The 14,783-nt window shown below is 46.2% G+C and carries 12 protein-coding genes; 1 reads left to right on the top strand and 11 read right to left on the bottom strand.

Going from position 1 to position 14,783, the window contains the following annotated elements:
* Positions 1 to 12: 12 nt before the first annotated feature.
* Positions 13 to 2,778 carry a preprotein translocase subunit SecA gene (gene secA / locus ICN22_RS02285; RefSeq protein WP_216168653.1) on the bottom strand — a complete coding sequence of 922 codons (2,766 nt, stop codon included), beginning with the start codon at positions 2,776 to 2,778 and terminating at the stop codon, positions 13 to 15.
* A gap of 54 nt (positions 2,779 to 2,832) precedes the next feature.
* Here secA and ICN22_RS02280 point away from each other — a divergent pair, with 54 nt between their 5' ends.
* On the top strand, positions 2,833 to 3,336 hold the full coding sequence (locus tag ICN22_RS02280; protein ID WP_216168652.1) for a hypothetical protein: 504 nt from the start codon (positions 2,833 to 2,835) through the stop codon (positions 3,334 to 3,336).
* A 2-nt stretch (positions 3,337 to 3,338) separates the two neighbouring features.
* Here ICN22_RS02280 and lpxC read toward each other — a convergent pair whose 3' ends face one another.
* The 10 genes from lpxC to murD form a co-directional block, all read right to left on the bottom strand.
* The gene (lpxC, locus tag ICN22_RS02275; RefSeq protein WP_216168829.1) at positions 3,339 to 4,253 is read right to left on the bottom strand and encodes a UDP-3-O-acyl-N-acetylglucosamine deacetylase; all 915 of its coding nucleotides are present in this window, start codon (positions 4,251 to 4,253) and stop codon (positions 3,339 to 3,341) included.
* 27 nt (positions 4,254 to 4,280) lie between these two features.
* Positions 4,281 to 4,781: a peroxiredoxin gene (locus ICN22_RS02270; RefSeq protein WP_216168651.1), complete on the bottom strand. Its 501-nt coding sequence runs from the start codon at positions 4,779 to 4,781 to the stop codon at positions 4,281 to 4,283.
* A 111-nt stretch (positions 4,782 to 4,892) separates the two neighbouring features.
* On the bottom strand, positions 4,893 to 6,233 hold the full coding sequence (ftsZ, locus tag ICN22_RS02265; RefSeq protein ID WP_216168650.1) for a cell division protein FtsZ: 1,341 nt from the start codon (positions 6,231 to 6,233) through the stop codon (positions 4,893 to 4,895).
* A gap of 45 nt (positions 6,234 to 6,278) precedes the next feature.
* Complete coding sequence (gene ftsA / locus ICN22_RS02260) at positions 6,279 to 7,508, bottom strand: cell division protein FtsA (RefSeq protein ID WP_216168649.1); 1,230 nt, start codon at positions 7,506 to 7,508, stop codon at positions 6,279 to 6,281.
* A 9-nt stretch (positions 7,509 to 7,517) separates the two neighbouring features.
* A complete protein-coding gene (locus ICN22_RS02255; protein ID WP_216168648.1) occupies positions 7,518 to 8,375 on the bottom strand; it encodes a cell division protein FtsQ/DivIB in 858 nt (285 codons plus the stop codon).
* A 5-nt stretch (positions 8,376 to 8,380) separates the two neighbouring features.
* On the bottom strand, positions 8,381 to 9,373 hold the full coding sequence (locus ICN22_RS02250; protein ID WP_216168828.1) for a D-alanine--D-alanine ligase: 993 nt from the start codon (positions 9,371 to 9,373) through the stop codon (positions 8,381 to 8,383).
* Positions 9,374 to 9,386: 13 nt separating this feature from the next.
* On the bottom strand, positions 9,387 to 10,823 hold the full coding sequence (gene murC / locus ICN22_RS02245) for a UDP-N-acetylmuramate--L-alanine ligase (protein ID WP_216168647.1): 1,437 nt from the start codon (positions 10,821 to 10,823) through the stop codon (positions 9,387 to 9,389).
* On the bottom strand, positions 10,820 to 11,893 hold the full coding sequence (gene murG / locus ICN22_RS02240; RefSeq protein WP_216168646.1) for an undecaprenyldiphospho-muramoylpentapeptide beta-N-acetylglucosaminyltransferase: 1,074 nt from the start codon (positions 11,891 to 11,893) through the stop codon (positions 10,820 to 10,822). The genes murC and murG overlap by 4 nt, the downstream gene beginning before the upstream one ends.
* On the bottom strand, positions 11,890 to 13,161 hold the full coding sequence (ftsW, locus tag ICN22_RS02235; protein WP_216168645.1) for a putative lipid II flippase FtsW: 1,272 nt from the start codon (positions 13,159 to 13,161) through the stop codon (positions 11,890 to 11,892). Before ftsW ends, murG begins: the two co-directional genes overlap by 4 nt.
* Positions 13,158 to 14,777, bottom strand: a complete 1,620-nt coding sequence (gene murD, locus ICN22_RS02230) for a UDP-N-acetylmuramoyl-L-alanine--D-glutamate ligase (RefSeq protein ID WP_216168644.1) — start codon at positions 14,775 to 14,777, stop codon at positions 13,158 to 13,160. Before murD ends, ftsW begins: the two co-directional genes overlap by 4 nt.
* Between the last annotated feature and the right edge of the window lie 6 nt (positions 14,778 to 14,783).

The following is a 14,783-nucleotide window of genomic DNA, read 5'->3' as shown; positions in this document are numbered from 1 at the left end:
ATCCCAATCAATCTAACTTAATGCGCCGCAGCAGTTCTTGTACTTCTTACCACTTCCACAGGTGCAAGGATCATTGCGACCCACCTTAGGACCAGCACGTAATGGCGCAGGAGCTATTGCGATGGCTGCACCACGATCGCCAGTCGACCCAGCAACCTCAAGATCTGCATCGGCATGTTGATACTGTACATCTGAGAGTTTGGCTAAATCCTCATTGATTGACTCTGCGGCCTCATCCAACTCACTGGCACTACGAATCTGCACTGTCATAATGCTCTTCACAACATCATTCTTGATGACATTGAGTAACTCACCATAGAGCTCAAATGCTTCACGACGGTACTCCTGCTTTGGATCCTTTTGAGCATAACCACGTAAATGGATGCCTTGGCGCAAATGGTCCAAGGCAGCCAAATGTTCACGCCAATGGGTATCTAAGCTGTAAAGTAAAACTGAGCGCTCAAACCCAGCGAAAGATGTGCGTCCAGAGAGCTCTACTTTTGCATCATAAGTTTCTGTTGCTGCCTCTAGAACGCGATCAACAATTTGCTCATCGTCCATGGATATAGCATTTTCAACCCAATTTTTCAGGTCAACCGTTAAACCCCAGTCGCTGGCTAACGCCTTCTCTAGACCAAGTAAGTCCCACTGCTCTTCCATAGACTCCATGGGAATATATGGAGCGCAAATGCCACGCAATACATCTTCGCGCAAGTTGGCAATCAACTCACCAACATCGGCACTTTCGAGAACCTCATTTCTGAGGCGATAAGTTTCTTTACGCTGATCATTAGCAACATCGTCGTATTCCAACAATTGCTTACGAATATCAAAGTTGCGACCTTCAACCTTGCGCTGAGCAGATTCAATGGAGCGAGTTACCATGCCTGCTTCAATCGGCTCGCCATCCGGCATCTTGAGGCGATCCATGACTGCACGCAGCCGATCTCCAGCAAAAATACGTAAAAGCGAATCATCTAGGGAAAGATAGAATCGGGAGGATCCTGGATCACCCTGACGACCAGCGCGACCACGAAGCTGATTATCGATACGACGGCTCTCGTGGCGCTCAGTACCAATAATGTGCAAACCACCAGCAACTAATACTTGATCATGCAAGCTTTGCCATTCATCCTGCAAAGTCTTAATCTTGGCTGCTTTTTCTACATCAGGTAGACCGGCATCCGCTTCAATCAAAGAAGATTGTTTGCCAACATTTCCACCTAAAACGATATCTGTTCCACGGCCTGCCATATTGGTAGCAATAGTGATCATCTTAGGTCTACCAGCTTGAGCAATGATCTCAGCTTCGCGAGCATGCTGTTTCGCATTCAATACTTGATGCGGTAACTGACGTTGATCCAGTAGGCCTGCGATTAATTCTGAATTCTCAATCGAAGTTGTACCTACCAAGACAGGTTGACCACGCTTGTAACAATCCTCAATATCCTTAATCACTGCGTCGTAGCGCTCGCGCGATGTCTTATAGATCTGATCTTGACGATCTTTTCTTTGGCTAATCCGATTTGGGGGAATGACTACCGTCTCAAGACTATAGATTTCCTTGAACTCATAAGCTTCAGTATCGGCAGTACCAGTCATACCGGCCAACTTGCCGTACATACGGAAGTAGTTCTGAAAAGTGATTGTGGCTAGCGTCTGATTCTCATTCTGAATCTGCACACCTTCTTTTGCCTCTACAGCTTGATGCAAACCATCAGACCAACGACGACCCTGCATTAAGCGTCCAGTGAACTCATCAACAATGATAACTTCATTATTTTGAACGACATATTGCTGATCGCGGTTGTACAGTGTATGCGCACGCAATGCTGCGTACACGTGGTGCATCAAAGTAATATTTTGCGGTGAGTACAAAGAGCCGCCATCATTCAAGGCGCCAATCTCAACTAAGACTGTCTCTGCCTTGTCATGGCCGCGCTCTGTTAAATAGACTTGATGGGACTTTTCATCAACCCAATAATCGCCTGGCTTTTCAACACCTGTACCATCTGCTTTCTCTTCACCGATTTGGCGCTCTAAGTAAGCAGGCAATGCATTAATCTTGATATACAAATCAGTGTGATCTTCTGCCTGACCCGAAATGATCAATGGGGTGCGTGCCTCATCAATCAAAATAGAATCTACCTCGTCAACAATTGCATAGGCTAGGCCACGCTGAACACGCTGACCCAAGTCTTGGACCATATTGTCACGAAGGTAATCAAAACCAAACTCATTATTGGTTCCGTAGGTAATGTCAGCTGCATAAGCCTCTTGCTTAGTGGTGTGATCCATTTGCGATAGATTCACACCCACTTTCATGCCTAAGAAGTTATAAAGCGTTGACATCCACTCAGCATCGCGCTGAGCCAAGTAATCATTTACTGTAATGACATGGACACCCTTACCTGTAAGAGCATTCAAATATACTGGAAGCGTAGCGGTTAAAGTCTTACCTTCACCAGTGCCCATTTCAGCAATTTTGCCTTGATGTAATGCGAGACCACCCATCATCTGTGCATCAAAATGGCGCATCTTCATCACGCGTGTACTTGCTTCACGAACTACAGCGAAAGCTTCTGGAGCAATATCATCCAATGACTCACCCGCAGCTAAACGTGACTTGAACTCAGCAGTTTTTGCTTGCAGTGCGGCGGCATCCAAAGCTTGCATGCTAGGCTCGAAAGCGCTAACTTTGGCAACTACTTTGCGATACTGTTTTAAGAGGCGGTCGTTACGACTGCCGACCAGGGTTTTAAGAAGACCGATTACCATGGGATATTGAAGTAAATTAAGACCTCGAGTTTATCACCCGCACCCTCTTTTTATATGAACTTTGCTCCCAAACCTATCCGTACAAAAGCCGCCCATGAGTGGTTGGAGTATTTGCGTGAGTCCGAGGGTCTAAGCGGAATTTTGGCCAAAACTGAAGATTTAGCCAAGCTCAAAATTGCCTTGAAAGCCGCTCTCTTTGAGTTGGATTTAGAAAATTTAGCACCCAAAATTGAGGCCGGATGGCGTTCTGGAGCTCAAAATGAGCTCTTTCTACTAGTTAATGGGGCGAGTATTGCGACTCGGCTTCAGCAAGTTTTACCTAGTTTAATCAAAGAGTTAGCAAAAAAAGGTGTTCTCTGCGCTAGCATTAAGGTGCGCCTTAAGCCATCGCCACCCACCTGGGAAATCATGCACCGCGAGGGGCCCCAAGCCAACCAAAAACCTAAAGGCTTTAATGCAGTTGCTAGGGCTTCTTGGGAATCATTATTGGATAAATTAGCGCCGGATTCGGAGCTACGTAAGGCAGTTGAACGCCTACTTCAGAGCAAGCCTAAATAAACCTAGAAAAAGAGGGGTTGACTCTCTTTGGAATAGGCTGCGGGAGCCTTATTTTCTGGAAAACTGCTAATTTCATAAGAGCTAGGATCTTCCAAAAGCTTGCGCAAGAGTGCGTTATTCAAGGCATGTCCTGATTTTTCAGCAACATAGGAACCCACGATCGGATGCCCAACTAGATACAGGTCACCAATAGCATCCAAGATTTTATGACGTACGAACTCATCTTCATAACGTAACTCTTCGTTATTCAGAATGCGATGCTCATCGAGCACAATCGCGTTATCCAAGCTTCCGCCTCGCGCTAAACCCATCTCTCGCAAGGCCTCAACCTCGTGAGCAAAACCAAAAGTGCGAGCACGACCAATCTCGCTGCGATAAGCATGCTCAGCAAAATCCACCACAAAGCGCTGACCAGTTTTATCTACTGCCGGATGTTTAAAGTCGATTGTGAAATCCAACTTAAAACCAAAGAAAGGCTCTAGGCGCGCAAGCTTGTCCCCCTCCTTCACTTCTACAGATTTTTTAATCACTACAAACTGTCTGGAGGCTTCTTGTTCAGCTATACCGGCTGATTCCATTAGGAATAAAAATGAGGCTGCACTACCATCCATGATGGGCACTTCTTCACCATCAAGTTCAATCAACAAATTATCAAGTCCTAGGCCTGCACAAGCTGAAAGTAAATGTTCCACGGTGGAAACGCGCACGCCATCTTTTTGTATCACTGAGGCTAGACGGGTATCGCAAACCGCCAGAGCAGTGGCTGGTACAAGCGACTGCTCTGGGGTATCTACACGTACAAATGCAATCCCTGAATTTACCGGCGCAGGCTTAATAGACAAAGTCACCTTACGCCCAGAGTGCAAACCAATACCCACGGTTTTAATCGGAGTAGCGATTGTGCGTTGCTTCATTATGGTTTATCTAAATTCAGGAATGATTTATTAAAGCTTTTTCAAGATTGAAGCGGCATCGCTTACTTCAAACTTGCCAGGTGCTTCGCGATCCAAGGTTGTTACGACACCATCTTCAACAATCATGGCGTAGCGATCTGAACGAATACCCAAACCACGAGCAATCAAATCTAGCTCTAGGCCAAGTTTCTTAGTAAATTCAGCACTGCCATCACCTAACATGCGAATCTTTTTGCCAACCTTTTGATCTCGGCCCCAGGCACCCATCACAAATGGGTCATTTACTGAGATGCACCAAATTTCATCAACGCCTTTTGCTTTAATTGCATCAAAGTGCTCAACATAGCTAGGAACGTGCTTTGCTGAACAAGTTGGCGTGAATGCACCAGGTAATGCAAAGATCACTATCTTTTTACCAGCAGTGAGTTTTTCAACTTCAAAGGCGTTTGGTCCAATAGCGCAACCCTCGCTGGCTTCATCTAAAAACTCATAAAGAGTAGCGTTTGGTAATTTTTGTCCGACTGCGATCATAAAGTCTCCAATTAAATAGTTGTCATGAGTATGCCAACGCTAGCGCGGGATTCGTCGTCCGGAGGGGCGCCGCGCTGGCATTCTGCAAGACCTATTGTATTAAGCAGTGGTTTAGTCTGCTTGCTTTCTTAAAAAAGCTGGGATTTCGTAGTAATCAGCCCCTTTATCCAGCATATTTTTAGCCTGTGGCGAGCTATCAGCACCCAATGTAGGGGCTGGTGTAGCTTCCCGTGAACTACGGAATACACGTGGCAAATCATATTGACTGTAATCAACACCGCTAGTTGCTGGTTGAGTAGCAATCGCAGGAGCGCTTCCTATACCTGTCATTGCCAAACCTGCGCTCGTGCTCAAAGCTGAGTCAAGATTTACTTTGCTCATTGCCGCTGAAGCACTTGCTGGAGCAAAGCTGTTTAAGTCAGCCATCGTTGGCATCGCATCATGCGTACCAGTAGCTTGTCTCCAAACTACTTCCGGTTGATGATGTTGACGAGCTTGTGGATTATTCAAACCCGTAGCAACAACAGTAACGCGCAATGCATCACCTAAGCTCTCATCATAGACAGTACCAAAGATCACAGTAGCATCATCTGCAGCATAGCCACGAATCGCTGCCATCACTTCACGAGTTTCAGACAACTTCAATGAACGGCTAGCGGTGATATTGACCAATACACCACGTGCGCCAGATAAATCGACGCCCTCGAGTAGTGGCGAAGCAACTGCAGCCTCAGCAGCTAAGCGTGCACGGTCCATGCCAGAAACTGTTGCAGTTCCCATCATTGCTTTGCCTTGTTCGCCCATCACTGTTTTCACATCCTCAAAGTCGACGTTGATCAAACCTTGTACGTTAATGATTTCTGCAATACCTGAAACAGCGTTATGCAATACATCATCAGCACATGCAAATGCCTTATCAAACTCTGCATCTTCACCCATCACTTCAAAGAGCTTTTCATTGAGAACTACAATCAGTGAATCAACATATGCCTCGAGTTCGATAGCGCCATTCTCTGCAACCTTGAGACGCTTAACGCCCTCAAAATCAAACGGCTTACTGATCACACCAACAGTCAAAATACCCATCTCTTTAGCAACCTGAGCAACGATTGGCGCTGCACCTGTGCCCGTGCCACCACCCATACCGGCAGTAATAAACACCATGTGTGCACCTTGTAATGTATCTGCAATACGTGCACGCGCTTCTTCAGCAGAAGCTGCTCCGATTTCAGGTTTTGCGCCAGCACCGAGTCCGCTAGAGCCTAGTTGCAAATTCACAGATGCCTCAGAACGCTGTAAAGCGCCAGCATCGGTGTTCATGCAAATAAACTCTACGCCGTTAACACCGCGACGAATCATGTGCTGAACTGCATTACCACCTGCACCACCAACTCCAACCACTTTAATAATGGTTTTACCCGCTGTTTCTTGATCTAACATTTCAAATTCCATATACCCTCCAAGGTAATAAGTACTACATTGACGACGACGAAAAACTTAAAAATTTCCTGCGAACCATTCCTTCATGCGCGCAATCACACTTTGTAACGCGCCTGATTGTGATGCTCGACGGCCACGCAATAGCTGCGCCTGGCCTTCCATTAATAAACCGATGCTGGTAGCAAAACGGGGGCTACGCAAAACCTCGTGCAGGTACCCGCGGTACTCCGGCGTACCAATACGTGCTGGACGCAAAAATACTTGCTCAGCAAGCTCAACCATTCCCGGCATTAAAGAGGTGCCACCAGTCAACACGATTCCGGAAGACACCATATCTTCGTAACCAGAATCACGGACTACGCCTCGAACCAATGTAAATAGCTCTTCAACCCGTGGCTCGATTACTGCAGCCAAGGCTTGCTTTGACATCGGGCGTGGCTCACGATCACCAACGCCTGGGACATCAATCATGGTGGCTGGATCTGCCATATCTTGGCGAGCAATACCATATTGAATCTTAAGATCTTCAGCATCAATAGTTGGTGTACGCAATGCCATTGCAATGTCATTGGTAATTTGATCACCTGCAATTGGAATCACTGCAGTATGTCGAATAGAGCCTTGGCAGTAAATTGCAATATCGGTTGTACCACCACCAATGTCTACTAAAACAACACCCAATTCTTTTTCATCTTCAGTTAATACAGCTAAGCTCGAAGCCAAAGGCTGCAAAATTAAATCGTTTACCTCTAAACCACAACGACGCACACACTTCACAATATTTTGTGCGGCACTAACAGCACCAGTAACGATATGTACTTTTACTTCCAAGCGTAAACCACTCATGCCAATAGGCTCACGTACATCTTCTTGGCCATCAATAATGAATTCTTGAACAAGAATATGAAGGATTTGTTGATCGGTTGGAATATTGATTGCTTTGGCAGTTTCTAAAACGCGTTCTACATCGCCAGCGCTAACCTCTTTATCGCGTATTGCCACCATACCGCTAGAGTTGAAGCTCACAATGTGATTTCCAGCAATACCCGTAAAGACCTGCACAATCTGGCGGTCGGCCATGACTTCAGCTTCCTCAAGCGCTTTCTGAATAGACTGAACAGTAGCCTCAATATTGACAACCACACCCTTCTTCAAGCCCTTGGATGCAGTTTGGCCAACGCCAACCACATTAAATTGGCCATCTGGCGCTAACTCAGCAACCAAAGCAACCACCTTGGAGGTTCCAATATCTAATCCGACCAATAAATCTCGGTTGTCTTTACTCATTCTCATTCCTTATTGCTTCTGTTCGCTTTTTTTGCCATCAGCTTCATTTTTTTTCAAACTTGCCGAAGCAAGATGCACTGCAAAACCATTTGCATAGCGCAGATCGATTGCATCTACTCGGTTAGCCCACTTCTCTTGAACCTGCGGCCAATACTTAAAGAGGCGTGCCACACGATCTTCAGTTAATGTTTTGTCAGAATTCTCTTCATCCCGACCGAACTCCACCTTCATGCCATTCGATAACTTCACATGCCAGGCATAGCGATCAGAAAGGGTTAAGCTTTTCACTTCTGCGCTCCAAGGCTTAAACCAAGCGTTCGCCCTCTCGTATAAACGCATCACTTCTTTGCTGGCATCGTCTGGCCCCGAGAAATCAACCAAAGAAATGCCATCTCCCACATCAGAGACGCGCCCAGCAAAGAGCTCTCCATGGGTATTCATTAAGGTATGACTATCAGCACCACCCCAAGTACCAAAAGGTTTTTGCTCTTCAATGCTCACAATCAATCCGTTAGGCCAAACTCTGCGAACGTTGGCATGTCGCACCCAAGGCATCGACTCAAAGCCACGCTTCACATCTTCTAATCTCACGCTAAAGAAGTTACCTTGGACAGTCTCTAAGACCTGCTGTTTAACTACAGGCTTATTAATATGTTTGAGCGTTTGACCAACCACCGGCTCTATTACCACTTGGCGTAATGCAAATACCGGCTGCTGGCTCAACCACACCAAAATTCCAAGGAAAACCATGACTGCAAAACAGCGCATCAAGAAACGGCTCAGCTTTTGCATCCGCTCTGCATGATTCCAAAGAGGAGATGCCAATGAAGTAAACACTTCACCGAAACCGTTTATAAAGGCGCTCATCCAACTCATGCTTGAGTAGCCCCTTTGCTTTTTAAGGTTTGGCTAATGACCCAGAGAACTAGTTCGGCATACTCAATACCAGCTGCTTTTGCCGCCATCGGAACCAAAGAATGCGAGGTCATGCCTGGAGAGGTGTTCATCTCCAAGAGATAAGGTTTGCCAGTTTTTTGATCGAGCATCACATCAGCTCGACCCCAAGTTTTGCATCCAAGCGCACGATAAGAGGCTAAGGCCAATTCTTGAACTGCTTTATTTACTTCTGGCGCAAGCCCAGTTGGGCATAGGTATTTGGTCTCATCAGAGAAATACTTATTATGAAAATCATAGTTAGCTTCTGGTGGAATAATTTTAATCACGGGCAAGGCTTCAGCGTCTGCTCCAAATCCAACTAACGGGCAAGTCAACTCATCGCCAACAATACAAGTCTCAGCAATTACCTTTTTATCCATTCCCGCCGCCAACTCATAGGCAGCAGGTAATTCTTCAACGGATTTCACTTTAGTTAAGCCAAGTGAAGAACCTTCATGTGCCGGCTTCACAATTAATGGTAAGCCTAAATGCTTCCCGACAGCATTCCAGTCGCTGTCGGCTTTCAGCTCTTCAAATTCAGGGGTTGAAAGACCACTACTAAGCCAAACAAGCTTGGTCGCAATTTTGTCAATCGCTAATGCGGATGCCAGTACACCGCTACCGGTATAAGGCAAGCCTAATAGATCGAGCAATCCCTGGATAGTGCCATCCTCGCCATAACGTCCATGCAAAGAAATAAACACGCGGTCAAATTTTTCTTGAGCTAGCTCAGTTGGGCAACGTAGTCCTGGATCAAATGGATGTGCATCAACCCCTTTAGAGAGCAGGGCTTCCAGCACACCGTTGCCTGACATCAAGGAAATCTCCCTCTCACCAGAACGGCCGCCAAGCAAGACGCCTACTCGACCCAATGATTTGACATCTAGGTGAGCGAGATCATTCTTTACACGCTCGCCCCATGAATGCATTTGCATGTTTTGATTAGACATGTTTCGTCCCCGTCAATACATTAGGCAAACCAGAGATCGAGCCTGCACCCATCGTGATTAAGACATCACCATCACGCAATACAGCGCTAAGTTTTTCAGGTATCTCAGCAACGCTTGACGCAAATGCCACAGCTGCAGCATTTAAGGAGGGGATAGTAGTTTTATCAGCAGCAAGAGCAGCTTTCATAAGACTTTGACCATCCGCACCTGGAATCTTTGCCTCACCAGCTGGATAAACTTCGGTTAATACGAGTGCATCAAAGTTTTTTAGCACTTGTACAAACTCACCAAAGCAATCGCGCGTTCTCGTAAAGCGATGAGGTTGGAATGCTAATACCAAGCGACGGTCTGGATAAGCGCCACGGGCTGCAGATAAAGTAGCTGCCATCTCAACGGGATGGTGCCCGTAATCATCAATCAATGTGAAGCTTCCGCCAGAGGCCAAAGGAATTTCTCCATACCTTTGGAAGCGGCGACCAACGCCACTAAATTCAGATAAGGATTTCACAATAGCCTCATCACTAACACCCAATTCTGTTGCAATACCAATTGCTGCTAATGCATTTTGAACATTGTGCAGGCCGGGCAAATTTAATTGCACCTCAAGGCGACCTGGCTTATTCCCATGACGGCGCACAGTTTTACGATCAACCGTAAAGTGCATGCGAGTACCTTCGGCACGTACATTACTTGCACGAATATCTGCATCATCAGATAAGCCATAGCGTAATACTGGCTGTGACACAAACGGAATAATGTCTCGAACGTTGGTATCATCAATGCACAGAACAGCAACACCGTAAAAAGGCATACGCTGAATAAACTGAACAAAAGCCTGCTTTAATCTCGCCATGTCATGCTGATACGTATCCATATGATCAGCATCGATATTGGTAACCACCTCCATCGCAGGAAATAATTGCAAGAACGAGGCATCAGACTCATCTGCCTCAACCACAATAAAGTCACCCTGACCTAAGCGTGCATTAGCACCAGCAGAATTTAACTTACCACCAATAACGAAGGTTGGATCTAAACCACCTTCAGCCAAGACTGAGGCAACTAAACTAGTCGTCGTTGTTTTGCCATGAGTGCCTGCAATTGCAATACCCTGCTTCAAGCGCATCAGCTCCCCGAGCATGACAGCCCGCTGAATTACAGGAACTTTAGCTGCACGAGCAGCTAGCACTTCTGGATTGTTACCCGCAACTGCAGTCGAAATTACTACCGCCTCTGCGGTACCAATATTTTTAGGGTCATGGCCAATATGAATCACTGCACCCAAATCTTTTAGGCGCTTTGTTACAGCGCCTTCAGCTAAGTCAGATCCAGATACTTGATATCCCAGATTCAGTAAGACTTCGGCAATGCCGCTCATGCCTGCGCCGCCGATGCCAACAAAATGGATTTGCTGCACGATATGTTTCATATACCCACTCCTGCACAGTCTGCACATACTTCAGCCACACGCTGAGTTGCATGAGGCTTAGCTAAAGCATGAGCACGCTTAGCTATCACTTGTAAATCTTGGCGACTAAAGTTTTGAATCATAGATGCCAGATCCTGTGGGTTGAGATCTTGTTGTGGCAACAAAATGGCCGCATCGGCATCAGATAAGAATCGCGCATTTGCAGTCTGGTGATCATCAATCGCATATGGAAATGGAATCAAGCAGGATGCAACACCACAAGCTGCGATCTCTGAAACGGTCATTGCACCAGAGCGGCAGATCACCAGATCTGCTTGAGCATATGCGCTTGGCATGTCATCAATAAAAGGACGAATATCAGCAGCAAGGCCTAAGTTGGCATAACGCTGTTGTAGATCTACAAGATGTTTATCGCCTGCCTGGTGAATGACATGTGGACGTGCATCCTTATCCATTAATGCCAAGGCTGCTGGGATAACTTCATTTAAGGCGGCGGCGCCTAAACTTCCACCCACAACCAAAATAGATAGAGGACCGCTACGCTCTTCATAGCGTTTTGCTGGCGCACCTACAGTTTCAAATTCTTCACGAATTGGATTACCTACCCACTCAGCGTGCGCAATCGTATCTGGGAATCCAGTCAAGGTACGCATAGCAATTTTGGCTAAAGCCCGATTAGCACTTCCTGCTACGGAATTAGCCTCATGCAAAACCAATGGCTTTTTCAAGAATTTCGTCATCAAGCCGCCAGGAAATGTAATGTATCCACCCATACCTAAAACTACATTTGGTTTGATGCGGTGCATGATCTTCCAACTCTGCATACAGGCTCTAGCAAGATTAAATGGCAACATCAATGTCGCTTTGATACCTTTGCCACGCAAGCCACCAAAGTTCACCGCCTCAAATGGGAAATCGCAGGCTTTTACTAGGCGATATTCCATACCGGCTTGATTACCAAGCCAAGATACATTCCAGCCACAAATTCGCAGGTATTGGGCAACAGCTAGCCCTGGGAAAATATGCCCCCCAGTACCGCCGGCCATAATTAAGATGGATGGCTTAGTCATAGCTTGCCACCCCGCATTAAGATTCGGTTTTCGTAATCAATCCGAAGTAGCATTGCTATGGCAATGGCATTCATCAAGATTCCTGAGCCACCATAACTCACTAGTGGGAGTGTTAAGCCTTTTGTAGGAAGCAAACCTAAGTTCACACCCATATTAATAAATGCTTGCCAACCAATCCATATCGCAACACCTTTGGCAGCGAGACCCGCAAAACTGCGATCCAACTGCAATGCAGTACGACCAATCAGGAATGCGCGACGTACGATCCAGTAGAACAAGAAGATCATTACCACTACACCGACAAATCCGAGCTCTTCACCAATCACCGCCATGATGAAATCGGTATGCGCTTCAGGTAGGTAATGTAATTTTTCAACGCTACCGCCTAGGCCAAGGCCAAACCATTCACCACGACCAAATGCCATCAAAGAGTGGGTTAACTGGTAGCCTTTATTTGCGGCATTATCAACTTGCCAAGGATCAATAAAAGCCATGATGCGCTTTTGACGAAAAGGTGAGAAGGCAATAATTGTCACGGCACTTAAAATTCCGACCGCCAATAATCCACCAAATAATTTAGCGTTGATGCCGCCTAAAAATAAAATTCCAAATGCAATGAGCGATATCACTACGAGCGCGCCCATATCTGGCTCAGCCATTAGTAAACCACCAACTAAGGCAACAGCAATACCCATCGGCAGCATGCCTTTAACAAATGAGTGGAGATATTCTTGGCGTTGAACTGTATAGCTTGCAGCAAATATCACAGCCGCAAACTTCATTAATTCAGATGGCTGGAAGTTCATGAGGCCTAATGGAATCCAACGCTTGGCACCATTCACGCCTTTTCCAATGCCAGGGATGAGCACAGCGATTAATAGTAAGACAGTGAATCCAAAAATGATTGGCGAATAGCGATCCCATACGTGAGTTGGAATCTTAAACACCCAAATAGCAACACTAATCGCAATAGCTAATGAAATGCAATGACGGATTAAGAAGAAGTTACTGCTGTAATTTGCGTACTTAGGTCCATCTGCCAACGTAATGGAGGCTGAATACACCATCACTAAACCGATGAGGGCTAGAGATAACACCGCCCAAACCAACAGCTGGTCATAGTCCATCATGCGTGAGCGCGTTTGCTCAACGCCAGATACCGCATCTCTCAAGCCACTGCGGAAATTATCTATCCCGCCTCTAGAGAAGTTCCAGAAGCGACCAAGACCTAAATGATTCTCAGGAAAAAGTTTTTCCTTCAAACTCATGCATCAGCTCCTTCGAATTGCATTCCCAATTCTTGAACTTCAGCGACAAACGCCTCAGCACGCGCCACGTAATCACTAAACTGATCAAAGCTAGCGCAAGCTGGTGATAACAAAACAATATCGCCTGACTGAGCTTGTTTTGCGGCTTGCGCTACAGCATTTTGCAGAGTCTCACTCACGACATAAGATACGGAGTCACCCAAAGCTTCAGCAATCATTGGGGCATCTTTACCAATAAGGAAGACACCTTTTACAAAACGTAATGCAGGCTCACGTAAGGGGCTAAAGTCTTGGCCCTTACCTTCACCGCCAGCAATCAACCAGATCCGCTTGCCAGACTCATTAGCGCTGAGACCATTCAAAGCGGCTACTGTTGCTCCTACGTTAGTGCCCTTGCTATCGTCCACATATTCAACATTCGACACAATCGAAACACTTTGAACGCGATGAGGCTCGCCATGGTAATCACGTAAACCATGTAAAAGCATATTCATAGGCAAGCCAGCTGATCGCGCCAAGGCTAGAGCAGCTAAGGCATTTAAAGCATTGTGGCGACCGCGAATCCGCAAAGCATCAGCCGGAATCAAACGCTTGAGCCTTAATGGCTCATCCTCTACCACCACTGCTTTACGGCGACGCTTTGGTTGAGGCTCAAAATCTTCATCTACTTCAGCACAGACCAACCAATCAATTCCACCAGCCCGCAGATCATGTTCGATTCCAAAAGCACCCTGCTCATCAGGACGGCCGGCACCGAAAGTAATGACGGATTTATTGGATTTCTGCTCGTCAGTAAGCAGATTCATGACCAGCGCATCATCACGATTCAAGATGCAAATACTGTCTTGTCCAAAGATATTGGCTTTTGCATCAACATAAGCCTGCATATCACCATGCCAATCCAAGTGATCTTGCGTAATGTTCAGTACGGTCGCTGCTGTTGCATTGAAGGTTCTCGTATAAACCAGCTGGAAGCTAGACAGCTCGAGTACCCATATCTCAGGCATGTCGGCAACTTGATCAGACCCATCCAAACACGACATCAACTTATCTAAAGCTGCTGGGCTAATATTGCCAGCTACAGCAACTCTCTTGCCGGCCCGTTCACATAACTGCCCTGTCAATGCCGTTGTAGTTGTCTTTCCATTTGTTCCAGTGATAGCCAATACAGCAGGCTTATATTGAGACTGCTCAATCTGAGCCATACGATCCAGTGCAGCAATAGCTCTGGCAAAGAATTCCAATTCCCCCCAGATATCAATACTCAATTCTTGTGCTTTAGCTAAGAAAGAAGCTGCCGGCTCTTGAAATGGCGATAGACCAGGACTCATTCCAATAACTTCAACAGTCTTTAAATTAAGTTCATCTAAAGAGCCAAAATAAGCTTCTTGAAGTCCCGCAAATTCAAGATCCGCCAACCAGGCTTTTTGTCGCTCATTCAGCTTTTCACGATCACGCGTATCAGCCAGACTGACCTTTGCAGCATTCCGCAAACACCACTTGGCCATCGCATAGCCAGATTCACCCAATCCTAAGATCAAGAAATGTTGGGGTGCCTGATAACCCTCATCTGCGATGAGAGCTGGGTTAGCAAAGGCCTGGTCTAAGTTATTCATATTCTT

Origin of the sequence: Polynucleobacter bastaniensis (genome assembly GCF_018882205.1) — a bacterium.
Classification (GTDB): domain Bacteria; phylum Pseudomonadota; class Gammaproteobacteria; order Burkholderiales; family Burkholderiaceae; genus Polynucleobacter; species Polynucleobacter bastaniensis.
The sequence above is the reverse complement of the archived record's forward strand: the minus strand, read 5'-3'. Positions and strand labels throughout refer to the sequence as shown.